The sequence below is a fragment of the Paenalicyclobacillus ferrooxydans genome (assembly GCF_001399675.1).
Classification (GTDB): Bacteria; Bacillota; Bacilli; order Alicyclobacillales; family Alicyclobacillaceae; genus Alicyclobacillus_B; species Alicyclobacillus_B ferrooxydans.
Map to the genome: position 1 here is coordinate 203,527 of NZ_LJCO01000008.1, position 24,878 is coordinate 228,404.

General features: G+C 52.8%; 21 protein-coding genes, 1 tRNA gene and 1 riboswitch. Of the genes, 13 read left to right on the forward strand and 9 right to left on the reverse strand.

All coding sequences use genetic code 11. The annotated features are described in order from the left end of the window. The first annotated feature begins 1 nt into the window (after position 1). From AN477_RS01055 to AN477_RS01065, 3 genes are all read left to right on the forward strand, one after another. Entirely contained in the window at positions 2-1,189 is a 1,188-nt protein-coding gene (locus tag AN477_RS01055) for an MGDG synthase family glycosyltransferase (RefSeq protein ID WP_054967326.1), read from the forward strand. A gap of 24 nt (positions 1,190-1,213) precedes the next feature. Next, positions 1,214-2,254 (forward strand): LysR family transcriptional regulator, encoded by a 1,041-nt coding sequence (locus AN477_RS01060; RefSeq protein WP_054967327.1) that lies wholly within the window; start codon positions 1,214-1,216, stop codon positions 2,252-2,254. Positions 2,255-2,385: 131 nt separating this feature from the next. Further along, positions 2,386-4,041, forward strand: coding sequence for a DHA2 family efflux MFS transporter permease subunit (locus tag AN477_RS01065; protein WP_054967328.1), 1,656 nt, complete (start codon positions 2,386-2,388; stop codon positions 4,039-4,041). Between the two features lie 333 nt (positions 4,042-4,374). Here AN477_RS01065 and trxB read toward each other — a convergent pair whose 3' ends face one another. Then, positions 4,375-5,340, reverse strand: coding sequence for a thioredoxin-disulfide reductase (trxB, locus tag AN477_RS01070; RefSeq protein WP_054967329.1), 966 nt, complete (start codon positions 5,338-5,340; stop codon positions 4,375-4,377). 279 nt (positions 5,341-5,619) lie between these two features. Next, a riboswitch (cobalamin riboswitch) is annotated at positions 5,620-5,803 on the forward strand. Between the two features lie 150 nt (positions 5,804-5,953). On the opposite strand from trxB, the gene AN477_RS01075 reads away from it, so the two are divergent. The 6 genes from AN477_RS01075 to AN477_RS01100 all read left to right on the forward strand — a co-directional run bounded on the left by AN477_RS01075 (position 5,954) and on the right by AN477_RS01100 (position 12,220). Next, on the forward strand, positions 5,954-6,847 hold the full coding sequence (locus AN477_RS01075; protein WP_169787828.1) for a DUF4430 domain-containing protein: 894 nt from the start codon (positions 5,954-5,956) through the stop codon (positions 6,845-6,847). Between the two features lies 1 nt (position 6,848). Further along, positions 6,849-7,814 carry an energy-coupling factor transporter transmembrane component T gene (locus tag AN477_RS01080; RefSeq protein ID WP_157061745.1) on the forward strand — a complete coding sequence of 322 codons (966 nt, stop codon included), beginning with the start codon at positions 6,849-6,851 and terminating at the stop codon, positions 7,812-7,814. Then, a complete protein-coding gene (locus tag AN477_RS01085; RefSeq protein WP_054967332.1) occupies positions 7,795-9,669 on the forward strand; it encodes an ABC transporter ATP-binding protein in 1,875 nt (624 codons plus the stop codon). Before AN477_RS01080 ends, AN477_RS01085 begins: the two co-directional genes overlap by 20 nt. Further along, positions 9,666-10,349: an ECF transporter S component gene (locus tag AN477_RS01090; RefSeq protein WP_054967333.1), complete on the forward strand. Its 684-nt coding sequence runs from the start codon at positions 9,666-9,668 to the stop codon at positions 10,347-10,349. The genes AN477_RS01085 and AN477_RS01090 overlap by 4 nt, the downstream gene beginning before the upstream one ends. A gap of 49 nt (positions 10,350-10,398) precedes the next feature. Next, the gene (locus tag AN477_RS01095; RefSeq protein WP_054967334.1) at positions 10,399-11,646 is read left to right on the forward strand and encodes a prenyltransferase/squalene oxidase repeat-containing protein; all 1,248 of its coding nucleotides are present in this window, start codon (positions 10,399-10,401) and stop codon (positions 11,644-11,646) included. 94 nt (positions 11,647-11,740) lie between these two features. Further along, the gene (locus AN477_RS01100) at positions 11,741-12,220 is read left to right on the forward strand and encodes a hypothetical protein (protein ID WP_157061746.1); all 480 of its coding nucleotides are present in this window, start codon (positions 11,741-11,743) and stop codon (positions 12,218-12,220) included. Between the two features lie 113 nt (positions 12,221-12,333). Here AN477_RS01100 and AN477_RS01105 read toward each other — a convergent pair whose 3' ends face one another. The 6 genes from AN477_RS01105 to AN477_RS01130 all read right to left on the reverse strand — a co-directional run bounded on the left by AN477_RS01105 (position 12,334) and on the right by AN477_RS01130 (position 17,605). Then, positions 12,334-13,119 carry an NlpC/P60 family protein gene (locus tag AN477_RS01105; RefSeq protein ID WP_054967336.1) on the reverse strand — a complete coding sequence of 262 codons (786 nt, stop codon included), beginning with the start codon at positions 13,117-13,119 and terminating at the stop codon, positions 12,334-12,336. A gap of 163 nt (positions 13,120-13,282) precedes the next feature. Then, complete coding sequence (locus AN477_RS01110) at positions 13,283-14,215, reverse strand: L,D-transpeptidase family protein (RefSeq protein WP_054967337.1); 933 nt, start codon at positions 14,213-14,215, stop codon at positions 13,283-13,285. Between the two features lie 132 nt (positions 14,216-14,347). Beyond that, entirely contained in the window at positions 14,348-14,704 is a 357-nt protein-coding gene (locus tag AN477_RS01115; protein ID WP_054967338.1) for a winged helix-turn-helix transcriptional regulator, read from the reverse strand. A 201-nt stretch (positions 14,705-14,905) separates the two neighbouring features. Further along, positions 14,906-15,601 carry a response regulator transcription factor gene (locus AN477_RS01120; protein ID WP_054967339.1) on the reverse strand — a complete coding sequence of 232 codons (696 nt, stop codon included), beginning with the start codon at positions 15,599-15,601 and terminating at the stop codon, positions 14,906-14,908. A 76-nt stretch (positions 15,602-15,677) separates the two neighbouring features. Beyond that, a complete protein-coding gene (locus AN477_RS01125) occupies positions 15,678-16,973 on the reverse strand; it encodes an MFS transporter (protein WP_054967340.1) in 1,296 nt (431 codons plus the stop codon). A gap of 173 nt (positions 16,974-17,146) precedes the next feature. Beyond that, a complete protein-coding gene (locus AN477_RS01130; protein WP_054967341.1) occupies positions 17,147-17,605 on the reverse strand; it encodes a DUF420 domain-containing protein in 459 nt (152 codons plus the stop codon). 220 nt (positions 17,606-17,825) lie between these two features. Here AN477_RS01130 and AN477_RS01135 point away from each other — a divergent pair, with 220 nt between their 5' ends. Then, positions 17,826-18,380 carry a spore coat protein gene (locus tag AN477_RS01135; RefSeq protein ID WP_054967342.1) on the forward strand — a complete coding sequence of 185 codons (555 nt, stop codon included), beginning with the start codon at positions 17,826-17,828 and terminating at the stop codon, positions 18,378-18,380. A 170-nt stretch (positions 18,381-18,550) separates the two neighbouring features. Here AN477_RS01135 and AN477_RS01140 read toward each other — a convergent pair. Continuing rightward, positions 18,551-18,626: transfer RNA gene (locus AN477_RS01140), tRNA-Pro, on the reverse strand. Positions 18,627-18,820: 194 nt separating this feature from the next. Between AN477_RS01140 and pcrA the strand changes: the two genes are divergently transcribed. Further along, positions 18,821-21,109 carry a DNA helicase PcrA gene (gene pcrA / locus AN477_RS01145; RefSeq protein WP_245631668.1) on the forward strand — a complete coding sequence of 763 codons (2,289 nt, stop codon included), beginning with the start codon at positions 18,821-18,823 and terminating at the stop codon, positions 21,107-21,109. Positions 21,110-21,201: 92 nt separating this feature from the next. Then, a complete protein-coding gene (ligA, locus tag AN477_RS01150) occupies positions 21,202-23,241 on the forward strand; it encodes an NAD-dependent DNA ligase LigA (protein WP_054967529.1) in 2,040 nt (679 codons plus the stop codon). 71 nt (positions 23,242-23,312) lie between these two features. Here the strand turns inward: ligA and AN477_RS24120 are convergent, their stop codons facing one another. Further along, positions 23,313-23,465 (reverse strand): hypothetical protein, encoded by a 153-nt coding sequence (locus AN477_RS24120; protein WP_157061747.1) that lies wholly within the window; start codon positions 23,463-23,465, stop codon positions 23,313-23,315. A 307-nt stretch (positions 23,466-23,772) separates the two neighbouring features. Between AN477_RS24120 and AN477_RS01155 the strand changes: the two genes are divergently transcribed. Further along, the gene (locus AN477_RS01155) at positions 23,773-24,732 is read left to right on the forward strand and encodes a glycosyltransferase family 4 protein (RefSeq protein WP_054967343.1); all 960 of its coding nucleotides are present in this window, start codon (positions 23,773-23,775) and stop codon (positions 24,730-24,732) included. Positions 24,733-24,878: the final 146 nt, after the last annotated feature.

The window sequence follows — 24,878 nt, forward strand, 5'->3', positions numbered from 1 at the left end:
CATGACTATCCGCGTGCTGTTGTTTGTGGCTCATTTCGGGGATGGCCACCGGCAGGTGGCAAGTGCCCTTCGTGCCGCATTTGAGCGGGAGGGTGTCGAGGTCAAGGAAATTGATTGCATGCGCAGTGCACATCCGAAGTTTGCCAAGTTGAACGAAGCGTCGTTCGAACTGACAACGCGTTATTTGCCGCACATGTACGGGTTCAGTTACATCTGGACTCGGCGCCTGCCAAACAACTCATTTTTGTGGCGCATGCTGTCTATTGGTGCTCGACAGACTGCTGAGGCTGCCATCGCTGAATTTTCCCCTGATGCTGTCCTGCAGTTGTTTCCTGAACACACTCTCGTCAATCTGAAGACCTCGGACTCTTGTGATTCGGACTCTTCTGATTCGGCCCCTTGGTCTGATGATGATTCGGACGTGCTGTCTGAGGGACAGCTATTGCCGACCGACGTTAACCATCGGGCGAAGCGTCCTGTATCCGGAGTCGTTTTGACTGACTTCAGCACACACTCCCGCTGGTTCTGTCCGAATACGGATGTTTATTATCTTCCCCACGACAGCTTTTTGTCCGACGCTAAGAAATTAGCCAAGAGCTCCAAGGACGACGCCGATTTTGTCGTCAGCGGGATCCCTCTTCGGGAGCAGTTCATGAAACAGGGACCTCGCGCGAATGGTCATATCCTGGTGGCGACAGGCGGCAGGGGTGTCTTCAGCGGGCTGACACAAGTGCTCACAACCCTCTACGAACGACGCAACGGTCGGGATGTAATTGTCATGTGCGGTCGAAATGAAGCGATGCGAAGTCTCGTCGAGGAACTATCTGCAGATAAACCAGATCTTGTCGCGCTGCCGTTCGTGGAAGAAGTCGCGCCGCTTTTACAGTCCGCCGCATTCGCAGTCATCAAGCCAGGCGGAGTGACTGTCGCAGAATGCCTCGCAAGCGGCTGTCCAATGTTGTTTTACCGGCCGCCGCTGGGCCAGGAATTGGACAACGCAAGGTGGGTTACTCGTTTTGGTGCCGGCAAGATTGCCAACAACATGCATGAATTTGAAGCGGCAGCAACGTTTTTGTCTCAGTCGGAAAACAGCCAAAGGGCTGCACGTGCTGCACAGGATTTGGGGCGGGCGGATGCAGCAAAGAACGTGGTTCAGGATATTATGACAAGGCTATCTAAGCGCCGATGAGCGCTGTTGAAAGGTGGGCAGCCTGTGAATGAGGCGCTGAAAGTGTTTTTGTCTGTCGTCGAATACGGTAACTTTACCAGGGCTGCCGAGTCGTTGCACATGACACAGCCTGCCGTCAGTCAACATATTCGCGCTCTCGAACAGGACTTAGATGCTTGCCTGATTGAGCGGACCAACCGAATGGTGAGGCTGACAAGAGCAGGTGAAATTGTACACGATCATGCTTTACGTATGGTGGGCATTGAGGACTCGATGCGACGGCTGGTCGATGACCTGTCAAATACGATCGGGGGGCCGCTTCGGATCGGCGCAAGCTATAGCATTGGTGAGTACATGCTGCCAGGAATCCTTGCCGAATTTTGCCGCGTCTATCCCAATGTCGTGCCTGACATTGAGATCGGTAACACGCAGCATATCGGATCGCTCGTCAGCAGTCGCCAGCTTGACCTTGGGTTCGTAGAAGGGCATTACGCTGGACCTGATGTGCAGACAGAGACGCTTGGCGAAGACACCTTGATCTTAGTGGGAAGTCAGAATCATCGTCTGATCGAGACAGAAGCCGCCACCGCATCGGACATCGCAGAGGAATGCTGGCTGGTACGTGAAGAAGGTTCGGGTACACGAAGTGTCACCGACAACGTGCTTCAGCAGTATCAAATTTCACCACGGCGCACAATGACGTTTAGCAGCACGCAAGCGATTAAAGAAGCGGTCCGGGCCGGCCTGGGTATCAGCGTGCTGTCCATTTGGACCGTGCAGACCGAACTCAGCTTAGGGATGTTGCAACCGATTCATTTTTCTGGAATGCCAATCCGCCGAAGCTTGTACGTTGTCACTCAGAGCTCGGGATTTCAACCAAAGGTCGTGAGTGCATTTGCTGAGTTTGCACAGCACTACTTTGATGACATTCCGAAACCGGAGGCGCATATGCTCGCCGGTGAAATCAACACTGACAAGGTCGGCACGGACAAGGTCGACACGGACAAGGTCGACACGGACAACGAAGTCATCAGCGCCGCGGTTAACACAGACAAAGTCAACACTGATAAAGTCAATCCAGAATGACTTTACAACGAACGTTTGTTTTTCCATCAAAAAATTTCGAGTCTAAAGTGTGATCCCATATGTTCTGTCGAGAATACGCGGTATACTAGACCTGTTGAGCTTCGAGCAAGTCCGTCCGGAGGTGAAAGATTGTGACAGATGAGAACGGCAAACAACTCGGAGACGCACACATGTATGAGATGTACCGTATGAAAGCTCCCTATGTGCAGGTTGCCATTATCGTGCTTGGGGTTTTCATGGCGGTCCTCGACATGGGCGTCGTCAACGTTGCAATTCCGACGATGGAATCGGACCTGCACGCCACCACGAACCAGATTCAATGGGTATTAACTGCCTACATGCTTGTCATCGGCGTACTTGTCCCGATTTCTGGCTGGATGGCAGACCGCTTTGGTGCCAAAAAACTGTTCTTGTTTTCCTTGTTCATGTTCACGCTTGGTTCTGCCCTGTGCGGTATGGCCTGGAATGTGGGAAGCATCATTGGATTCCGGGTCGTTCAGGCACTTGGCGGCGGGTTTATGATGCCCGTGGCGATGGCAATGATTTACCGAATATTCCCACCGGATCGGCGCGGGTTAGTCATGGGTGTCTTTGGTGTGGCCATCATGGCAGCACCTGCTTTCGGTCCAGCACTCAGTGGTTATCTTGTCGAGTACTCAAGCTGGCGGCTGATTTTTTACATCAACGTTCCAATTGGTATCATCGCGCTGTTGCTCGGGGCCACGATGATGCACGAATTCTCGCATGAGGTCAAAAACAAGCTCGACATCTGGGGCTTTATGCTCTCGACCGTCGGCTTCTTTAGTCTGTTGTACGGATTTAACAATGTTCCGGATCACGGTTGGCACTCTCTGCTGGTCACGGGCTTTGTGGCCCTCGGTGTGATTTGTCTGATTTTGCTTGTGATTGTGGAGCTTACCACGAAGTCGCCAATCATTGAACTTCGAGTACTCAAAAACTACATGTTTTCCATGAGTCTCGTCATTAGTTCAATCATCAACACAGCGCTTTTTGTCGGTATCTTCCTGCTTCCACTGTATCTGCAGAATATCCTCGGACTCAGCGCCGTACGCACAGGCTTGTTCATGACCCCTGCCGCACTCGCTTCTGCGGTGGTAATGCCCATCAGCGGTCGCTTGTTCGACCGTATTGGAGCACGCCCGCTCGCACTAATCGGGCTCTTGTTCGTCACGGTCGCTTCCTTCGGATTTACCTCAATGACGACGGACAGTGGTACGGGTCACATCCAGTGGTTGTACATTATTCGCAGCATCGGCATGGGTATGACCATGATGCCCATCATGACAGCCGGTATGAATACGGTAAAACGGGAATGGGTCAGCCAAGGTACTGCAATGACGAACACGGTGCGGCAGGTAGCCTCATCGCTTGGAACTGCAATTTTGACCTCGTACTTCACGACGAGGATGCACTTCCATCAAACGGTAGCATCTTGGTCCGTAACGCCGTTTTCCCCGTCGGGGGCAGCAGTCAATCACCTGCAGGGTGCCCTGCAGGGGAAGGGCATGGCACCTGGGGTGGCGCATCAGTTAGCCTTGTCGATGATGTCAGGCTTAACTTCGGAACAAGGGTTTGTTGCCGGGCTGAACGATACATTCTGGGCATCAACCATTCTTGCCGGAATTGCGTGGATCCTCGTCTGGTTCTACGGCAGCAAAACGGAGCGGGAAATGCGTCTCAGTAATCGGCGCCAAAAAGAAAAGCCCGCCCGCAAAGCGGCAAAAGAGGTTTCCGTTAAGGCGAACAGAGATGTTGCCATAAACTAAGCTGCCAAGGTTTAGTGAATCAAGTAGGATAGAGGACGAAATGTCCTCTATCATCATATTTCAAACGCTTTGAGAACACGCTAGCCCGCTGTAGCGCAACTCAGTTCCTTAAAGCGGCGGAGAGCGCCGCCGCCCCTGTGGTGTAGCGGAACTGAGTTCCGTTAAGCGTGGGAGAGCGCCGCGGCGCCGCCGCTCCTGTGGTCCGAATGCCGTAAGACAAAAAGAATACAACAAACGGGCAGAGCCCGCCGGATACACTCGGCGCTCTGCCCGTTGTGATTTTTCATTCTAAAACGACGCCACGATCGAAACGACGCGACGATTAGGAATAACTTAGCGGACGGCCGTGCTCGAAACGGACCAGTCCTGGAAAGCCGAACCTTCGAGGTATTTTTCAACATCCAATGCAGCTTTGCACCCGCTGCCGGCAGCTGTCACCGCTTGACGATAATGGGAATCCATCACGTCACCGCAAGCAAACACACCTTCAACACTGGTCGCCGTCGTGATGCCCTTGGTGACGATATAGCCGACCGGATCAACCTCGATTTGATTGTTCAAGAACGCGGTGTTCGGCTGATGACCAATCGCAACAAACACGCCATCCGTTGGAAGCACGCGGGTTTCGCCTGTCTCATTGTCACGAACTTCAAGGCCGTTGACCTTGTTTCCATCCGATTTCACTGAGAGCGGTGTCACGTTCAGAGCCCACTTGATTTTGGGGTTATTGCGAGCCCTGTCCTGCATCACCTTGGAGGCGCGAAGTTCATTCCGTCGGTGGACAATCGTCACCTCGGAAGCAAACTTCGTCAAAAATGTCGCTTCCTCCATCGCGGAATCCCCGCCGCCGACCACGATGATGGGTTTGTTGCGGAAGAAGAATCCGTCACAGGTTGCGCACGTGGAGACGCCGCGTCCAATCAAGTCGGACTCGCCTTCAATACCCAGCATCTTCGCAGATGCACCCGTTGAGATGATGAGGGTCTCGGACACGTACTCATCGTTCTCGTCAACCGTCACATGAAACGGACGCTGACTCAGGTCCACGCCGGAAACCCATCCTTGAACAAACTTGGCGCCGAACCGCTCGGCTTGTTTGCGCATATTGTCCATCAGTTCCGGACCCATAATTCCGTCCGTGAAACCGGGGAAGTTCTCGACTTCTGTCGTTAATGTTAATTGACCACCAGGCTCATTTCCTTCGATGACAACCGGGTTCAAGTTGGCTCTTGCAGCGTAGATTGCTGCCGTAAGTCCAGCAGGACCAGTGCCAAGAATCATGACCTTGTGCTGTTCCATGCATATATCACCCTTTCGATTTCAACATTCATGGTTTGTGGGAGACCATCCCTTTCATTATACACCGGGTGGTATGCTTGTCGAAACGACCTCATCTGAAAACTGCCGTATCTAGAAATTGTCTTATCTGAAACTGCCGTATCTGAAAACGACCTCATTTGTAAACCGGCTCATCTGGAAACTGGCTTATTTGGAAACACACTCACCCCATCTCAAGAAATCAATGCATTGCGAACAACGGTTAGGCAGACTATACTGAACCTATCGAAGTCCCAACAACCGCATACTAGGAATAACGGTCTCACCTTAAGTGAGTGAAATGGGAATCCGGTGAAAATCCGGGACAGCCCCCGCTACTGTGAGTGAATACGAAATCTCAGGTGCCACTGCAGCTGATGCTGCGGGAAGGCGAGAGAGTAGGTAAGTCACGAGTCAGGAGACCAGCCGATTATCCTTTTGTGATCCGCTTCGGAGGGAAGCTGTGGCGCAAGTGAATGAGTCTGATGTTCATTGTGTTCTATGCTCCCCAAATGCGGGGGGCATTTTTTATTGTTTCAGCGGGACGTCAAGCCCGCTTCAGTCCTGCTATTCATTTCTAAGAGGGGGAACCATGGTGAGAAAGACATGGGCTCGTTTGGTCCTTATCGTTGCTGTGGTGTGCGCAGTTGGTGTCGGCTGGATCTACCATCAGCGTGCATCTGCAAGCGCGAGTTCGCACTGGCTGACCGCGCTTGCCAATCAAACGGCGGTCAGTACGAACAACAGTGCAGCAGTGACCGCGTCCTCGACGGTTGGGGCCAACGCTCAGCCGACCAACACTCAGCTGACCAACACGGCCAATCCGTCTACCGGTAAGACAGGTCAGTCCGGTCAGACAGGGAACGAGACAAAGGCCGGTGATCCATCTGCGGCATCTAACATGAGCCAAAGTTCGGGCAATGGAACGACGTCGCATCAAACTACTTCGTCAGCAAGCGATGCCGCCCGTGCGGCTGCCACGGGTACAAAGTCCAGCGGTACAGGGACAGGCAAGGTCAACGAAACTGCTCACCAACCAACGAGGAGCACCAACAGTACAAATACTTCCGCATCCACAGATCCATCGAAGACGTCGAGTGCACCGGCCAAATCGGGGACAACCAACTCGACTAGCGTAAGCAATACGACGCAGAACAGTGGGTCTTTCACGGTCATTGTGAGCGAGAACCACGGACAAACAGTCCTCGAGAAAAAGGTCATCTCAATTCATCCGGGAGAAAACCTGATGCAGTACATGGAGCAGAACTTCCAGATTGGAACCGCATATGGCGGTGCGTACATTACCTCGATTGACGGTATCAAGTCACAGTGGACCGGAGTGCCAGTCGACCAGAGAAAGCCTGTGGATTGGTTCCTGTACATCAATACCCAAGAGGCTCCTGTGGGAGCGGAATCCATCGTTCCCCGCAAGGGAGATGTGGATGATTGGGACTACCATAGTTGGAACCCGAGTACGGGGCAGGGTTGAGATGAGGAATATACGGCAGATGCACCCGTACAATCTGCTCATTGCCCTCGTGGGATGGGTCGTTGTTGTATACCAGATCAGCGGATTTGTTGCCGCCGCCGTTTCTTTTCTGAGCGCATCCGCTCTGCAGGCAGGCATCAATCAAGCTGCAGACGTGCGATCTCGATTGGGCGGAATGGTACGCGTTCTCCAGTTTTCGTTGCCGCTGATGCTCGTGTACACCCTGATTCAAGCGGCTTTATCTTCGGACCAGAGCAGCCCGAGCAGCGTTGCAGGAACGATCCTATCGCAGGCTCCAGGCGCACAGGGACTAAGCCGTATCCTATGGGTCGGACCAGCAGTCCCTACCTTGGGTCAGCTGATGATTACAACCGGCAGCTTGCTTGGCGGTATCGACCGCGCGCTGCATCTCTGGGCGTTGCTGCTTGGCGTGATGGCCATCACGAGGATGATCCGACCCGACCACGTGACGGTTTGGCTGGGTCGGCACTTTGGGCGCGTCGGTTTGACGATTTCGATGATGATGAACTTTTTACCGCTGATGCAGGCGGAATACCACCGGATCCACGAGTATGTCTGGCTCCGTGCAGGAATCGGCAGTGACGCAAAATGGCGGGATCGTCTTCGGGCGACGGGTGCGGTCTTGCAGGCATTGCTCATGAATGCACTCGAGCGCTCATGGTTCCTCGCTGAGAGTATGTTTGTGCGGGGTTATGGAGATCGAGTACGAACTTTTTATAACCATACGCCTTGGCGAACAAGGGACACGTGGACGCTGACGGCTTGGGTTCTGCTCGGAGCAGCCGCTGTCGTACTGAATGTCGCTAACCCGGGCACAGGAGGGATGACGGCAAACCCTTCCGCCATTTCTCTTGGAGCCCAGTGCTGGTTGGCCGCTGACGTATTGGTCGCGAGTTTGATCTGTCTGTGGATGGGAGGTTTGTTTCATGCCAATCGTGACCGTTGATCACCTGACTTACCGATATGGCGGAGCATCCTCTGATGCACTGAAAGACGTTTCTTTGCAAATTGAACCAGGCGAGTGGGTGGTCATTCAAGGCGTAACAGGATCGGGCAAGTCGACCCTCCTTAAGACGTTGACCGGGGCCTGCCCAGAGTTTTACGGGGGTACGATACAGGGGAGCGTCGCTCTCGGCGGCAAGGCGGTTCACGAGATGACGGTTGCAGAGCGTGTCGGCATGGTTGGATTCGTGAATCAGGACCCGGAAGCCGGCACAGTCTACGACGTCACTGACCGGGAAGTTGCCTTTACCTTGGAGAACCAAGGACTGCCCGGAGTTGATATGGCGTGGAGGGTTGCCGAAGCGATGGAACTCGCAGGTCTGTCGGAAGTCGCACTGCGCCACACCAGTGAACTGTCCGGAGGGCAGCGACAGCGCCTTGCTCTCGCAGCTGCACTGGTTCACCAACCGAGAATCCTTGTGTTGGACGAGCCTTCTTCTCAGCTCGATCCGGTGTCAGCGAGTGACCTGCTCGACCATCTTCGCCGCCTTCAAGAGGAGTTCGGCATGACGATTGTGATGTCAGAGCATCGCCTCGATGCAGTCTACGCAGTGGCTGACAGAGCCGTCTTTATGGCAGACGGCGAGATTAAATATATCGGCTCCACACGCGACATGGCGCGTTGGACCCGCATCCATGCTCCCGGTCAGACACCGGCCATCGCGAGACTGTTTCCAACCGATGAATCACCTGCGCTGTCTGTGCGCGAAGCGCGTGAGCATCTCCTGCTCCCGAATGAGCAGAAGTCTCAGCCAGACGCTAGGAACGATTGGTCTGCTCCGAGTGCACGGCGAGACGCCAGCCACGAGCCGTTTGCTGCGGCCGCGAACGGCGAGATAAACGAGCACGGCCACAAGGACGAGAATGGTTACAAGGACGGCCACGGTCACAAGGACGAGAATGGTTACAACGACGACCACGGTCACAAGGACGAGAATGGTTACAACGACGACCACGGTCACAAGGACGAGATGACCAGACACCGGGATCGGCGAGTCATCACCCTCGACAGGGTCAGCGCTCGTTACAGGGGGGCCTCCGAGCTGACCCTTCGCGATTGTTCACTGGAACTTCAGGAGGGGCAGGCAACAGCCGTTATTGGGCCAAACGGATCGGGCAAGTCGACGCTCCTGAGGGTGCTCGCGGGACTGATGCCGGTGGAATCTGGCAGGCTGACAGCCCCAACAGCGAATCGACAGAGAAAGAGGTGGCTTTCAAGAAAGGACGCACCTTCTTATCCGGGAGACCTAAAGGTCGGATACTTGCCGCAAAAACCGTCCGATTTGTTTAGTCAACTGAAGGTTCGAGATGAAATCCTGCTTGGACTTCGGCTCGCCGGCGGTTCGGCGGGGGAAATGACAAAGCAGCTCGAGCGGGTGTCAGCAGAACTGCGTGTGGGACATCTGTTAGACCGCTCACCGCGCGACCTGTCGGGCGGTGAACAAATGCAGGTTGCCCTGGCTGGGTTACTCGTGACAAACCCTTCTGTACTTTTGCTTGATGAACCAACACGAGGCCTCGATGCTGAGCAAAAGGTTAAGGTTGGAGCGCTCATTAAAGAACTGACGCAACGACGCGGCCTGATCGTAGTCATGGTGTCCCACGATATGGAACTCGTGGCGCAGACCGCAGACCAGGTGCTGTTTCTGTTCAACGGATCGATCGCGCTTCGGGGCGGTCCTGACCAGGTGTTCTCGAAAGGGCTCTATTTCTCTCCACCTGTTGCACGCGTGTTCCGCGGGTTTGACGACCGGGTATTGTCCCTCGAGGATGCTGTGCAGAAGGGGTGGGCGAGATGAGTCGGAAACACCTTGCGACGACAGCATTGATTCTTGCCGTGCTCAGTGTGCTCGTTTGCACCGCGCTTCGGTTTCCGTGGTGGGCGGAACTCATTATTTTACTTGCTTTAGGAGCCTATGCCCTCCTCGAATGGTATGAGCATTTTGCAATCGACCCCAAGCAGATTGCGCTTGTGGCTACTTTATCCGCGCTCGGTGCAGTTGGTCGAACGGCTGTGCAGGGCGTCCCTGGTGTACAACCTGCTACGTTTCTGGTCATTGCAAGCGGCTACGCTTTTGGTCCGGTGGTCGGAGCAGTTGTTGGGGCGTTTACGGGCATCGGATCGGACTTGTTTCTTGGCGAAGGGGGGTGGACACCTTGGCACGTGTTGGCCTGGGGGCTGGCTGGGTTCTGCAGCGGTCTGCTCCGATACGTCGTCAACCGTTACCGTAGAGGACTGATGGGGTTATACGGTGCTGTGTGGGGATATGTCTTTGGTTGGATCATGAACACTTGGCTCTTACTTGGCGGCAGCAGCGTCAGTCTGCATGCATACTTTGCACTTTGCGCAGCGAGCTTCTGGTTTGACACCTTGCATGCGGCAGCGACAGGAGCCCTTTGTGTCTTTGTAGGCAAACCGGTTGATACCGTGCTCAGTCGTTTTCGACATCGCATGAAAGTCAGCCGAATCGCATCATAACCGGATTGCATCATAACCAAATTCGCACGATAAAAGGAGAGGTTAAAACATGAAAAAACAACTCACGCTGACTGGAGTCAGTGCAGCACTGGCGCTTGGGATGGTGGTCCCGGCAGCCTTGGCCGCACAGACAGGAACAACTTCGACAGCAACTCTGTCTGCAGAAAAAACGTCTGCAGTGGCGTGGATGCAGAAAAATGCGGTCAGTCAGATGCCAGACTGGACAGCGGTAGCGACCTATGCGGCAACCGGAAACTTTGCCAACATCACATTCCCTAAGTCGTACGTGTCGGGACTCAAAAGCAGTACGGATTACGCACGGGCCATTTTGGGCGTGTTGGCGACAGGAGGGGACCCTCATTCATTCCAAGGGGTGAATCTGGTGGCAAAACTCGCAGCGACACAGCTCACGAGCGGATCGAATGAAGGCAAGTTTACAGACAATATTGATAAGACGGGTACGGACATGATTAACAACCAGGCATGGGCCATCATTGCACTTGAAGATGCTGGCGGGGTTACATATAACCGTGCTGCTGCAGCCATGTGGCTCATCAGTCATCAAAACAAGGATGGCGGATTTGGCTATTCCGCACAGTACAATACCAGTGACGCGGACGATACCGCCGCCGCGGTGGTTGCGCTCGGGCTACTAGGCTTCACCAAGGACAGCAAGCCAGTGTCAGCAGCCTTACAGTACTTAAAGACCCAACAGGCCGCTGACGGCGGGTTTGTCAATGGAGCCACAACAAGCAATTCTGATTCGACAGGCGTGACTATTGATGCACTCGAAAGTGCCGGCATTCCGGCTGCAAGCTGGACAGCGAAAGACGGGAACCCAGTTTCCGCATTGTTGTCCTTTTATGATAAGGCAAGCGGCGGGTTCAACTACGATAACACAGGCAGTGAGTGGTCAGGCGTATCGGCGATGTCGACCCGCGATTCCATCTTTGGTCTGTCCGCAGTCCAAACCGGCAAATCGGTCTATCAACGCTTGCATTATCGGCGGTTGAACTCATTGAACAGCTATTGGAGCCACATTTATGCAGCAGGCGGGGCATGGTTCAATCATCAGTGGATTGCGTGGCCTCAGCTGCGATCGATGGCGATTGCGGGCAGCTATCTTTCAGATTTGACGCCAGAGTGGCAAAAGGTGGTTGCCGCCAGGGGGGAATGGGTGACGCAAAATGGACATCGAACATGGCTGACGTGGGGGCCAGCACTGGCAAATGAGGCATTGGCTCAAAGTTTTGGACTCGATACCCTACACCTCAGTCTGATTGCCGCTGTGAAATAAGGCGCATACAACCTTGATGCGTGAGGACACCCTAGCAGGTACACACATAGTCCGGGGTGATCCAATGCGCAATCGATGGTTTGGGATGCTTACAATGACTCTCACAGTCACGCTCACAATGACTGCTGCGCTCGGAGTCACAGCCTGTGGGTCTGGAAACACCGCGGCACAAGCCAGCGGTGAGCAGTTACCCGCCGGGGTCGTTGAAGTGCTGCCTCAAGATGTGGCGGGTGCACCGATGAACCTGCGTATTCCGGCGCTTGACAGGCCCTCTGTGACGAAGGCAGTCCATAATGGGCAGACGGTGAATATCGCAGCACGCGCCAGGTGGAGGGGGAGCACCGTCACACTGTACTATCTTCCTCGCTACAACTTGAAACATGAAGGAACACATTTCAAACTGGTCAGTGCGCAAGGCGTACAGCGGATCGGAAAATATCCGATCGACCAAAAAGGAAACTGGACGGCAAGCTGGGGTGTAGGGGACTATCCGATACCACAGCATAAACCAATGTATTTGCTCGCAGTGACAGATGCAGGGCAGGTTGGACTTGTCCAGATGGATACCACGTAAGACATAGCATGATTGACGAAGGGCTGGACGCATGTGTCCAGCCCTGTCGCTTGAATGAATGATTGACGATCCGGTTTCCTGTCCTGAGTCAGGACAACTCGGGTCATTATAGACTACTGGATGACACGCCTGGCAAAGACAAGATTCCGTCCCAACCAGGTGCCACGGAGAGGTTCAATGGTTACTTTGCCCCAACCGCCGCCTTCCTGAATCACCATTCCATTGCCCATATAGATACCCACATGCCCTCCGCCTGTCGGGTTATTCGCCGTAGCAAAGAACAGAAGGTCTCCTTCACGGATGTCACTCAAGGCAACAGGGGTACCGACAGAGTTTCTCTGCGTGACAGAACTCCCTGAGAATCTGATACCAAGGGCTGTACGAAACGTCCAAGCGGTAAAGTTGCTGCAGTCAAAACCAACTCCAGGCTCCTGTTTCCCCCACAGGTATGGAACGTTTAACTGGGTCTTGGCCGTGGCAATGACTTTATCAGCTTCCACCTGCCAACTTGGCGTAGTGGTTGGAGCAGGACTCGTTGCGGGTGAAGATGATGCGGGTGCGGAAGCTGCAGTCGGGGATACGGGTTGGGTTGGGCTTGTCCCTGTTGTAGTTACGGTAACGAGGTGCGTATAGAAGCTGTCTGTCGTGATGTATACGTCTTTCCCATTCCATTTGATCTCGTACCAGTACGCATTCGCTTTGGCAACAAGCGGTGCTTTATCGCCGATGAGCAATCTGCCGAGAATGGGACTCTTCAGGGATGCCGCACTGTGGTAAGAGACCCACCCGTGGTTTGTTTCGACAAAGTTGTGAACCTGCGTTGTTCCGGCAAAGGCCGTCGGCGTGATAGCCGCAACTGTAAGGGCACCGGTGATAAGGGATAGTTTGAGGTTTCGCAAAAGACGAATCGCTCCTTCGTAGCTGCAGCATATCAGAATTGGCCCTGTTTCCACCCATGTAGCTGGGATACCGGGCTTTTCCTGTACATGTTGATTTCTTCCTGCGAAGTCCTATCCCTTCCGGTAATCGTTTCCTGTAATTCCATGACGAAATCAGGCGATTTTACGTAATATTGACCAACGTTCCAAGGTGCATGTAGGGCCATACCTGCTTCGCTGCCGGGATGGGAAGCTCAACACAACCGAGGCTCTGTGGATAGCCGTACTGTGATCGAACGAACCCATGTACAGCCTCGCCGCCATAGAAGTAGCTGACGTAGGGGACACCGGGATCAGAATAGTGCTGACCGTTCGGATCTTTTCCTTTCATGGTTTGGGAAAGATACTGCAGGTACACGGGGTACGTCCCGGTCACTGTCGGACTTTGTGGAATCCCGCTGTTGGCTAAGGATTTAATGATGATCTGGCCGTTATGCCAGAGGCTTAGGGACTCAGGCACCGAAAGGGAGACTTGAACATATGTGAACCCGTATGGGCTCGTTCGGTGAGCCGCTGCAGCGCTCTTCAACGCGGCGAAGACTTGCGGACCGGCGACACCATCTACAGCCAGCTGATGGACTTCTTCAAATGTCATGACAGCCGATTTGGTCAGCAACGTGTACTTTGTCGGTGACCAAAGTGAGACGAGCGACTTCGGTGTCGAAGCGTATTTCCAGTGCCATGAGTTTTGCCCGGCTGTCCATTCAAGTGGGAGGTAGCCAGTTACGGCGAGCAACTCCTGCAGGCGTTCAACGTTTGTTCCTTGGGATCCGAGGGAAAGGACAATTGGCTGCTGTTTTGGCGGGCTGGTTCTTACTTGTGCCGCTGGTTCACGTGAAACGGTACTCTTGGCAGCCACCTTCACGGCCTTTGAAGCAGATTTGCTTTTCACGGGGGCAGCTGCGGAGCCTGCAGACGAATCTCTGGATGTGGATTTTGTTTGTGTAGTTGCCGTACTGTTTGGTCCAGCCGGGTGACTTGAAAGAGCGACAGTTCCACAGCCTGTTACAACTGCACACAAACAGACACTCAACACAATGCCCAGTCCGTACTTCATACAAACCCCAACCTTTGCCATCGATTACGGAGCCAGAAAAGGCATCCAATCTACCCTATGGCAGCGGTTGACGATTATGAACGGACATTTGGTTGAGATTTCCTCTTATTCACAAAAAAACCCCCGATGTATTCATCGGGAGTGCAAAGCAATTTTGTGTTGCACGGTCGGTCGGGGAATCCAATCATCGGCCCATTGTTGAACGCTATCCATGACAGGAGCGAGTGCACGGCCTTTGTCAGTCAACTCGTATTCGATACGTACCGGTGTCTCTGGATAGACCCGGCGCACCAGAATGCCAGCCGCCTCCAGCTCACGAAATCGCTCAGCAAGCATCCTGTCACTCATGTTGGGAATCATGCCTGAAATGTCTTTAAAACGCTTCGGGCCGGTTAAAAGCACCCGAATCATAAGCCCTGTCCAGCGTTTTCCCAACAATTCAAAAGCGGATTCGAATTTTGGGCACAGTTCGAAGGTTTCCTTTTCCATCTCCGATCATCTCCATGCTTATCGTACCACAGATACTTAAGAAACGTAACTGGAAAGCTTAGTAACTAACCTTATATAAGCAAACAGCCCTGCCGAACCTACACTGCAGGCAGGGAAGCCGCGATTCACTCAAAAGTGTGACGCTCTGCATGCCTACGTTTTACAGTATGGCCATTTTTCTGACTGGTTTAGTCAGACATATCAAGGCGTGAGTTTGTAACCCACGCCGCGAATCGTTTTGATGATTTCAGGTGACTTTGGATTCTCCTCGACCTTGTCGCGAAGATGCGAGATGTGAACATCGACAATACGCGTATCGCCAGGGTAGTCATAACCCCATACATTTTCCAACAGTTGGTTTCTTGAGAGCACATTCCCATTGTTCCTGCAAAGATAGAAGAGCAGGTCAAATTCACGGGATGTCAGTTCAATGCGTTCATCACGGACATATACCTCGTGTTTGCCGGTATCAATCCGAATGACCCCGACTTGGAGTTCCTTGTCATTTTTCTCGACCCGCTCATCAGGTTGTTGTCCGAGGCGGCGAAGGATCGCACGGACACGAGCCACAAGTTCTCTCGGTGAGAATGGCTTAGTTACGTAATCGTCCGCACCTAATTCGAGCCCGATGATCCGGTCGACTTCATCGTCCCTTGCAGTCAACATAATTACGGGCGTGTGGATGCCATCCATTCTGAGCGTTCGACAGACTTGCAATCCGTCCATTCCTGGCAACATCAAGTCTAACACGATGATGTCGGGGTTTGTGCTTTTCACGAACTGGACTGCTTGAGGCCCGTTTTCGGCGGTCACTACTTCGAATCCCGCTTGGGAAAGATTATACTCCACCAACTTCAGGATAGACTTCTCATCATCCACTACCAGAACACGGGTCATACCGTTTGGGAGACCTCCTGCTTTACATGAATGCCTTCTTGGTTATTCTAACATGTCGAACTGGTCTTGTCCGAGATTAGGGTGTACCTGAAGGTTCGGCGACGGAACCCTCCACCTGCTGCAGCGTGGACGGTTCGAGCACAGCCGCTTCTGATGGTGACTTGGCAGAACGGACAGCCGGATGAAGAAATGCCCCAAGTCCTGCAAGCGTTGCCATGCCGCCCATGATACTGATGAGCGGTCCAAGTGGCACGATTGCTGCCAACTCCCCAAACACAACCTGGGACAGCGGAGTGGCTCCATCAAACAGTGCGCCGAGGAGTGCCCATACCCGTCCTAAGGCATCAATTGGAATCTGTTGTTGAATGCCTGTAAAGAACGAGATGTTGACGATACTCATGCAGAAACCTGTGATAAACATCAGCACCCCGACCATCCATGCGTAAGGCGAAAATCCAACCGCAGTGATGCACAGTGCAGTGATAACCATATTTACTACGAGCCCGCGGGTGCTTGTCCATTTGGTTTGAACAAAGACCAAAACGGTTCCGGACAGAAGCTCACCGACCGCCCCTGCAGCTGTTACAAGGCCGATAATCAGAGGACCTTGACCGAGTGTGTTGGACAAAAACTGAACCAACAGGAGGTTTTCCAAAGCCGCCAACATGAAGTTAAATACCAACATAAAGGGGGTTAAGGCACGAACCGTGGGTACTCCCTTGAGCACGGCCACTCCTCCGCCCATTTCTTGAAACAACGCACGAATTGAGAGCCTTTCGTGCACACGGACAGGTTCACTCACTTGGACGAATGTCAACCCGAGGAGGGAGACAATAAACGTTCCTGCATCAATGGCAAATGCGGCCCCAATCCCAACCGTACCGACAAAAATTCCGGCCAGCGCAGGACCTGCGATTTGCGAAATATTGATGCTCACCTGCTGCAACGAGTTCGCCTGCATCAGCTGGTCTTCCGCAACAATCCGCTTCTGCAAAACAGTATAAGCCGGTGTAAAGAGCGTTGAAGCGGCAGCGAGGATAAATGAAAACACAATCAGGATCCAAGCCGTCACATGATGTGAAAAGGTAAGGTACGTCAAGGCCATAAGAAGCAGAAAGCGCACTGCGTCAGTTACAATCAAGATCCGTCGTTTTCGCCACCTGTCGGCAAGCACCCCGGCCATCGGGCCAAGCACAACCCGGGGGAGGAAGCTGGCTGCCAAAGTGAGCGACATCAAGAGCGTAGAGTTTGTGAGGACATGCATCATCCAGACCAAACCAAGCGTGTAGATGCCATCGCCCAGCCTGGATATCAGTTGACCGCCAAAGAACAGCAGAAAGTTGCGATTGCCAAACACAGATGGTTGCCGCAATCGGGTCACTCCTTGTAGACCAAAGAATAGGTGTGTGGAGCAAACCTGTTGACGGGAATCGGCCAGTTCTTCGCTGTTCTTTCATGTTGGCGGCCGTTCGGGGATCTAGCCCAGATCGTCATTTCTCTGTTTTTATTTCTCTCTCAAAGTGGTTCTATCTAACAACGATGGTGTCAGTGTCCAAGCCAAGCTCGGAACATATTCGTTGTCTCACCCTGGGGAAACACAATGTATAACATCAGAAACACGAGGAAACCGGTGACAGCCGTGACAAACCAAGTCGAGGTGGTCCACGGGCCAATTTTTCTGTGGGAGCCAAACCTGCTCTTGAAGGCAAAGGTCAAGGTGATGATACCGAGAATTGCCGCCACCGTTGCCAAAATAGAGTGGGCTTGTAAAAACACTTGATATGGTGTCTGCCACATCTTGGGGCCTCCAAATGTCGTATCACCAAAGATGACCGTTTTCAACACGTAAGTGATGAAAAACAAGGCTGCCAGTGTCGATCCGATTAACATCAATCGACGGTGAACTTCGACATTTCTACGGCGGATAAAGTACCAGCCAAATGCCATGACGATTGCACTCGACAAGATGAAGGCTTCATTGACATAAGCCATTGCGACCGCCATTTCATGTGGCCCCTTTCAGACTATATGGTTGCATTCTAGCAAGAATCAACTAGAGTCGCAAACAATTCCTCCCCGGAATGCATTCGCCAAACCTGTCGATAATTTCCTGGACGTGTCGACGGGACACAAGTCATCAGGCGAAGATTGTCAGTCTGCCGGAACAGCCGCTTTGGCATACTACTCACGTCTTGCACATTCTGCTGTTGAGGAGGCGTTGCGTGTGGCGTTAAAAGCACATGAAGTCGCAGAGCTGAACGAACTTTTGATGAGTTGCACAAACACCATCAATTCCATGGGCATATTCCTGAATCAAGTTCAATGTCAGGAGTTGAAAGGGATTCTTCAAAAGCAACTTGCAGCCCACATTCAGGATTACAACATGAAGGTGGATTGGATTGAAAAGGGATCTAGCACGCAAAAGTTGGCGGTGCCGAGTATGCCAACGCCATCCTCAGGGGGCACACACAAATTGCCGCAGGCGGTAACCCCGAATCCAGGGATGACTTCATTTGATGACCGGGCGATCGCGACATCTTATCTGCTGACATTAAAACGCGCCGGTCGAGAATACGCATGGGCCACCTTTGAAACAGACAATCCCCAGTTACGGGCTCTGTTTGAAGATGCCTTCACAGTTGCTTCGCATCATGCTTTTGAAGTTGGCGAGTACATGGCGAAAAAAGGCTACTACCCGTCGGAAGAGGCAACGACTACGTATGTAAACAAGGTCGCACAGACGTACGAGCCGATTCGGGAACTTGCAGGGGTTCACTAACCCCATTGCGATAGTCTTGCACAAAGGGTACGGGACCGAGACCAACGCGTCTCGTGTTCCGTACCCTCTTTTTTACTCGTTTGTGATCATGTTTAGTCAAAGAATTTAGTCAAAGAAAAAAGCCGCCTCCCAGATGGGACACGGCCTTCTTTTGCTGTTTTCTTTCTCGTTGGTCGGAATGACAGGACTCGAACCTGCGACCTCACGGTCCCGAACCGTGCGCTCTACCACCTGAGCTACATTCCGTCAGTAATTATCTGTTCGCATTCCTTTGTTAACGTGCGGACAGTCAACGTGACAGGTGCTAATATACCACGCTGGAAAACCACCGTCAACTCCTCCCTTCTGGAAAAGACAGGTCTTCGTAACTCGTCCACGTAACACTTCAAATCGAATATAATGTAGAGAGCATATTGAAACTGTTGAAAGGTGGACTACGGGTGCAGAAATCGATACCGACGGCCGAACAGATATTGTCTGGCCTCAATCCGCCTCAACGTCAGGCTGTGGAACAAGTGGATGGGCCGGTCTTAGTGATTGCTGGTGCTGGGAGCGGCAAAACGAATGTGTTAACCCGGAGAATTGCCTATCTGATTGTCGAACGGCGGGTTCCGCCGTGGGCGATTTTGGCGATTACGTTTACGAATAAAGCCGCAAAGGAGATGCAAGAGCGGATTGAAGCGTGGACTGGCTCGATAGCTGCAGATGTTTGGGCCATGACCTTCCATGCCATGTGTGTCCGCATCCTCCGCCGCGACGGCGAACACATGGGGATTTCACGGAACTTTACGATCCTTGATGCAGCTGACCAGCTAGCGATTGTAAAACGCATCATGGACAGTCTGAACATTGATACCAAGCGGTACGATCCAAAAGCAGTCTTGCACAGTATCAGCTCAGCGAAGAACGAACTGCAAACAGCGGTGGAGTACACCGATAAAGCCGCCGATCCGTTTCGGAAGATTGTCGCTCAAGTGTACCAGGAGTATGAGCGCCGCCTAAAGGCCAATCAGTCCTTGGATTTTGATGACCTCATCTTCAAAACGGTGCAATTGCTCTCAAATAACCCGGACGTGTTGCGTTTTTACCAGACGCGTTTTCAATACATCCATGTCGACGAGTATCAGGACACCAACCATGCGCAGTATAAGATCGTGTCACTGCTTTCTGGCAAACGGCAGAATATCTGCGTTGTCGGTGACTCGGATCAGTCTATTTACGCTTGGCGGGGCGCTGATATTCGGAACATACTCGACTTTGAAAAAGAGTATCCCAATGCGCGGGTCATTCGGCTCGAGCAGAACTACCGCTCCACGAAGACCATTCTTGAGATTGCCAACGGCGTGATTGAAAACAATCGCCAACGGCGTGCAAAAAAGCTCTGGACAGAAAACCATGAGGGAGACAAGGCGGTGTTGTACCAGGCACCGGATGAACGAGCCGAGGCCAGATACATCGTTGAGAAAATCCAGTCGTTGCACACGGACGGACTCCCGTACGGTGAAATGTCTATCCTCTATCGAACCAATGCACAGTCCCGCGTGATTGAAGAGGCGTTTTTACAGGCAGGGATTCCGTACCGCGTGTTTGGCGGCTTAAAGTTCTACGACCGAAAAGAAATTAAGGATGTCCTTTCATACCTGCGCCTTGTCATCAACCCGGATGACGATGTCAGTATGCGTCGGGTCATCAATGTACCAAAACGCGGTATTGGGGATACAAGTATCGATAAGCTGCAGACGATGGCGGATCGATATGGTACATCATTGTACGGTGCGCTTGGTCGTGCTGATGAAGCAGGCGTACATGGCAAGTCGCTAAAGTCATTGGCAGAGTTTGTGAGGGTTCTTGATACCCTGATTCAACAGCGTCCATTTTTGAATGTCACAGAGCTGACAGAGTCTCTTCTCGGCAAAATTGGATATCGGGAAATGTTAAAGGCGGAAAAAAGTCTCGAGGCTGAAGCTCGTCTCGAAAACCTGGACGAGTTTTTGTCTGTTACAAGGGAGTTTGATGCACGCTACCAAGACGGTGCAGAAGAAGACGCACTGGCCTCGTTTTTGACTGAAGTGGCTTTGATTGCGGATGTCGATTTGAATGCTGGCAGACCGGAAGAGACCATAAAAACCGAGTCAGAGGATCAAGTGGTGATGATGACTCTCCACAGTGCCAAAGGTCTCGAGTTTCCCACCGTTTTTTTGCCGGGGATGGAAGAAGGACTGTTCCCACACATGCGTTCTCTCGAATCAGATACGGGTATGGAGGAAGAACGAAGGTTGTGTTATGTCGGGGTGACCCGTGCAAAACAGAAACTCTTCCTGACCACTTGTACCATGCGGACCATCTTCGGACAGACGCGTCCGGCACGCCAATCCCGGTTTCTCGCTGAGATGCCAAAGGATCACCTGACACTGGAGTCAGGCATGGGTTCTAGAGGGTTGTTTTCGTATGGGACAGCTTCGGAGTCGTCTCCTTCTCGGGGGTGGACCCCGCGTCCCGATTCAGCTGGCCGGCGTCCGGATGCCAGTGCGGGCAGTGAGGGGGCGTTTGCCATCGACCCCGATGCATCCTTTCATTCGGGTGACAAGGTAGAGCATCGAAAATGGGGTCAAGGAACGGTCGTTTCCGTCCATGCAGGCGACGACCTTGAATTGACGATTGCCTTTCCTGCGCCAATCGGGATTAAACGTCTCGTGGCTCGTTTTGCTCCGATTCGCAAAGTCGACTAAAAATGCACAGGCAGCAACGGGCTGCACGGCTAGCAACGAGATATACAGATATCAACCAGCGGGAGCAGGTGGAATGAGTGGCAGAATCCAAATTGGACAAGTCCGCTGCAAAGGAGCGGATCGACCAGCTGAAAAGTGAGATCGAGCGCCATAACTACCAATACTACGTGCTCGACAATCCCACCATCAGTGACTTTGAATGGGATGCTTTGATGCGAGAGTTGAATCAACTCGAGCAAGAGTATCCGGAGTTTGCAACGCCTGATTCTCCGACACAGCGCGTTGGTGGGGCTCCGGTTGATGGATTTACAAAAGTGGTGCACGACATCCCTATGCTCTCGCTCGGAAACGCCTACAGTCCTGACGAGATGCGTGAATTCGACCGCCGCGTCCGCGAACTCACAGGAGGACCGGTGCGGTATGCCTGTGAACTCAAAATCGACGGGTTGGCAGTCAGTTTGCGCTATGAGGATGGTGTGCTCATGCAAGGGGCCACACGCGGAGACGGGGACATTGGAGAAGACATCACGACCAATATTCGGACCATCCAAACCGTTCCACTTCGCCTGAAGAAGCCAATTTCCCTCGAGGTTCGCGGCGAAGCGTACATGCCGAAACGGGCCTTTGAGCGCTTGAATCAAGCGCGGGAAGCAAGAGGCGAGGCGCTGTTTGCAAATCCGCGCAACGCGGCTGCCGGCTCACTTCGACAGCTCGATCCGAAAATCGCAGCGGATCGGCGCCTGTCTGTCTTCGTGTACACCCTCGCCAGAGCAGACATGGATACGCCCCCTGCACATTCGGAATCCTTGAAGTGGCTTGAGGACCTTGGCCTGCCGGTGAATCCAGAATTGGTGGTCCTTGAAGACATTGAGGATGTCATTGAGTTCATCATGTCTTGGCAGACCAAGCGTCATGAACTGCCATACGCGACAGACGGAATGGTCATCAAGGTAGACAGTTTAGAACAGCAGCAACGGCTTGGGTTTACCGCGAAAAGTCCGCGTTGGGCGATTGCCTACAAGTATGCTGCCGAGCAGGCTGAGACACGTCTTCACAGTATCCTGCTTACAGTTGGTCGGACAGGTGCCGTGACACCGACTGCTGTGTTCGATCCGGTACAGTTGGCTGGCACGACGGTTACCCGTGCATCTTTGCACAATGAGGACTACATTCGGGAGAAAGATGTCCGGATCGGAGACACGATTGTTGTTCAGAAGGCTGGGGATATTATTCCTGAGGTCGTGCGTGTTGTTCTGGAGAGCCGGAACGGTGATGAGGAGCCCTTCCAGATGCCCATGCATTGTCCTCAATGCCATGAACCCTTGCAACGGTTGCCCGGCGAGGCAGCATGGCGATGTGTAAACCCGAGTTGTCCGGCACAGATTCGGGAGCGGATTATCCACTTTGCATCGCGGGATGCAATGAACATCGACGGACTCGGAGAACAGTGGGTTGCACAACTCCTGCAGGAGGGGTTGATTGCGGACGTTGCGGACTTGTACGGGCTGACCAAAGAACAACTGCAGGGCCTTGAACGGATGGGAGAGCGCTCCGCCCAGAATCTCATAGATGCCATTTTGGCCAGCAAGCAAAATTCGCTGGAACGACTGCTGTTTGGGCTTGGCATCCGGTTAGTGGGGGAGAAGGCTGCGAAAACGGTAGCTCGGCACTTTGGGAACCTTACGGCGATTGAGCACGCGAGTGTCGAAGACCTCATGGCAATTCCGGAAATCGGACCGAAGATGGCGGAGAGCATCGTCGAGTTTTTCGCAAGTGACGCGGCAGAGGAACTATTGAATCGGTTGGTCGGATACGGCTTGAACACAGAGTATCTCGGAGCCCGGGTGGAAACGAACAGTACATCGCCGTTTGCCGGAAAAACGGTTGTGCTCACGGGTACGCTGGCCACACTCGACAGGAAGCGGGCGGGTGAGTACGTGGAACGCCTCGGTGGTACGGTGACAGGCAGTGTCAGTGCGCGGACAGATGTGCTGGTCGCAGGGGAGAAAGCGGGATCGAAGCTGGCAAAGGCCGAACAGTTGATTGCATCCGGACAGAAACCAGAACTGCAGATTATGGATGAAGCAAGGTTCCTTGAGATTCTGCGCCAGGAAGGGCTTGAAGTGGAATAATCAAGATGGGAGAGGCCAATCGGCCTCTCCCATCGCATTGCGCCGAGGTCAGCAAGAGCTGTTACGAATCCTCAACGGCGACCGCGAACGAATTCCGGAAGGCTGTATTTTTCCTCGGTAGTTGCGTGGAACCACGCGAGTTTGGTCGATAGGCGACCGAGATAAAATGCCACGGGAACTGCAACAACCCACGCTACAATAATGTCGTTTTGCGTCAGCGTCAATGAAATCCCTCCAGTCTGTCTGAAAATGGCGGATATTGCCTTGCTGATTGATGTGTATGAACTTGTCATACGAGACATGCTATTTGACAGTCGAAAAAGATCCATCTCTTCACAGGCAGACCCACTATCCTGTGTGGGCTTGCCTTGCTATAATGTTTTCGAACTTTATTCATTCGCCGAATCTCGACAAGAACTGCGTATCGACAACGAGTAGAAATGTTCAGTACCGACGCAAGCGAGGACATTGCTCCGAATAACTGTGAACAGCAGTTGTCAAACGGATCCACAGGAAGGGTGTACTCCGGGGATGCATAGTGGTTGGTACTATATCATGAGCTTTGCGACTGCTTTTGTTTTTGTGTACGTGTCGATTCCATATGTGCGTAAGCTGGCCGTTAGGCTTGGCTTCGTGGATAGACCGAACCAGCGTAAGATTCACAAAGAGCCCATCCCGTTGCTCGGGGGACTTCCTTTATATGTAGGTTTTCTGGTTTCAGCGGGTGCCTTTGGCAAAGGCGGACAGACGTTCTGGGGTGTAGCCGTCGGAGGACTGCTGATTCTGTTGATTGGGATCCTCGACGACTATTACAAGACACGCGGTCGTGATTTTAAAGCTTGGCCTAAATTTCTGACGCAGATTGTTGCAGCACTCATCCTGGTTGCCTTTGGCATTAACATCAACGGGGTAAATCTACCCCTGAGTCATGGCTACTACGCATTTCCGACTTGGCTGTCGATTGTAACTACGGTCGTCTGGGTGGTTGCCATCACGAATATGATGAATTTTCTTGATGGCGTGGATGGATTGGCTGCTGGTATCTCAGCGATTTCAGCCATGACCCTGTTTTTTATCGCGCTTCTCAAAGGCCAAGGGGCCATGGCTGTGTTTGCAGTCGTATTGATGGGATCGGCACTGGGATTTTTGCGACACAATTTTCATCCGGCTCGCATCTTCATGGGAGACGCCGGAGCCACATTTCTTGGCTACGTTCTCGCTGCAGTCGCGGTGCAAGGAGCGTTTAAGAGTGCAACGTTGGTTTCCTTGGTGGTTCCCGTTCTGGCACTCGGTGTCCCAATTCTAGACACGGTTTGGGTCATTATCCGCCGCTTTCGTGAGAATCGGCCGATCTACGTTGCGGATAAGGGACATACCTTTCATTTGTTGATGAAGTCCGGCTTGTCTCAGGTACAGACGGTGGCATTCTTGTACTTGCTCGGATTGTGTTTCTCACTGGCGTCCATTGTTGTCCTCTTAGCGGTCCACTAACCACTCATGGTTTGAAGGAACCCTGTGTCCATTTGGATGCAGGGCTTTTTGTGCTTCTGTGCTATAATCCCCAAAAAGACCGCCGCGGACCGAAGTCCGAAAGGAAAGACTTGAAGTCTGAAGGGAAGCGTTTAAAGTCCGAAAGG

Bases quoted from the DNA above. Each gene is read 5' to 3' on its own strand.
- AN477_RS01100 (WP_157061746.1), top strand. From the start codon at position 11,741: ATGACTCTCACAGTCACGCTCACAATGACTGCTGCGCTCGGAGTCACA.
- trxB (WP_054967329.1), bottom strand. From the start codon at position 5,340: ATGGAACAGCACAAGGTCATGATTCTTGGCACTGGTCCTGCTGGACTT.
- AN477_RS01155 (WP_054967343.1), top strand. From the start codon at position 23,773: ATGCATAGTGGTTGGTACTATATCATGAGCTTTGCGACTGCTTTTGTT.
- AN477_RS01115 (WP_054967338.1), bottom strand. From the start codon at position 14,704: ATGGAAAAGGAAACCTTCGAACTGTGCCCAAAATTCGAATCCGCTTTT.
- AN477_RS01120 (WP_054967339.1), bottom strand. From the start codon at position 15,601: ATGACCCGTGTTCTGGTAGTGGATGATGAGAAGTCTATCCTGAAGTTG.
- AN477_RS01110 (WP_054967337.1), bottom strand. From the start codon at position 14,215: ATGAAGTACGGACTGGGCATTGTGTTGAGTGTCTGTTTGTGTGCAGTT.
- AN477_RS01090 (WP_054967333.1), top strand. From the start codon at position 9,666: ATGAGTCGGAAACACCTTGCGACGACAGCATTGATTCTTGCCGTGCTC.
- AN477_RS01055 (WP_054967326.1), top strand. From the start codon at position 2: ATGACTATCCGCGTGCTGTTGTTTGTGGCTCATTTCGGGGATGGCCAC.
- AN477_RS01085 (WP_054967332.1), top strand. From the start codon at position 7,795: ATGCCAATCGTGACCGTTGATCACCTGACTTACCGATATGGCGGAGCA.
- AN477_RS01130 (WP_054967341.1), bottom strand. From the start codon at position 17,605: ATGGCGGTCGCAATGGCTTATGTCAATGAAGCCTTCATCTTGTCGAGT.
- AN477_RS01095 (WP_054967334.1), top strand. From the start codon at position 10,399: ATGAAAAAACAACTCACGCTGACTGGAGTCAGTGCAGCACTGGCGCTT.
- AN477_RS01080 (WP_157061745.1), top strand. From the start codon at position 6,849: ATGAGGAATATACGGCAGATGCACCCGTACAATCTGCTCATTGCCCTC.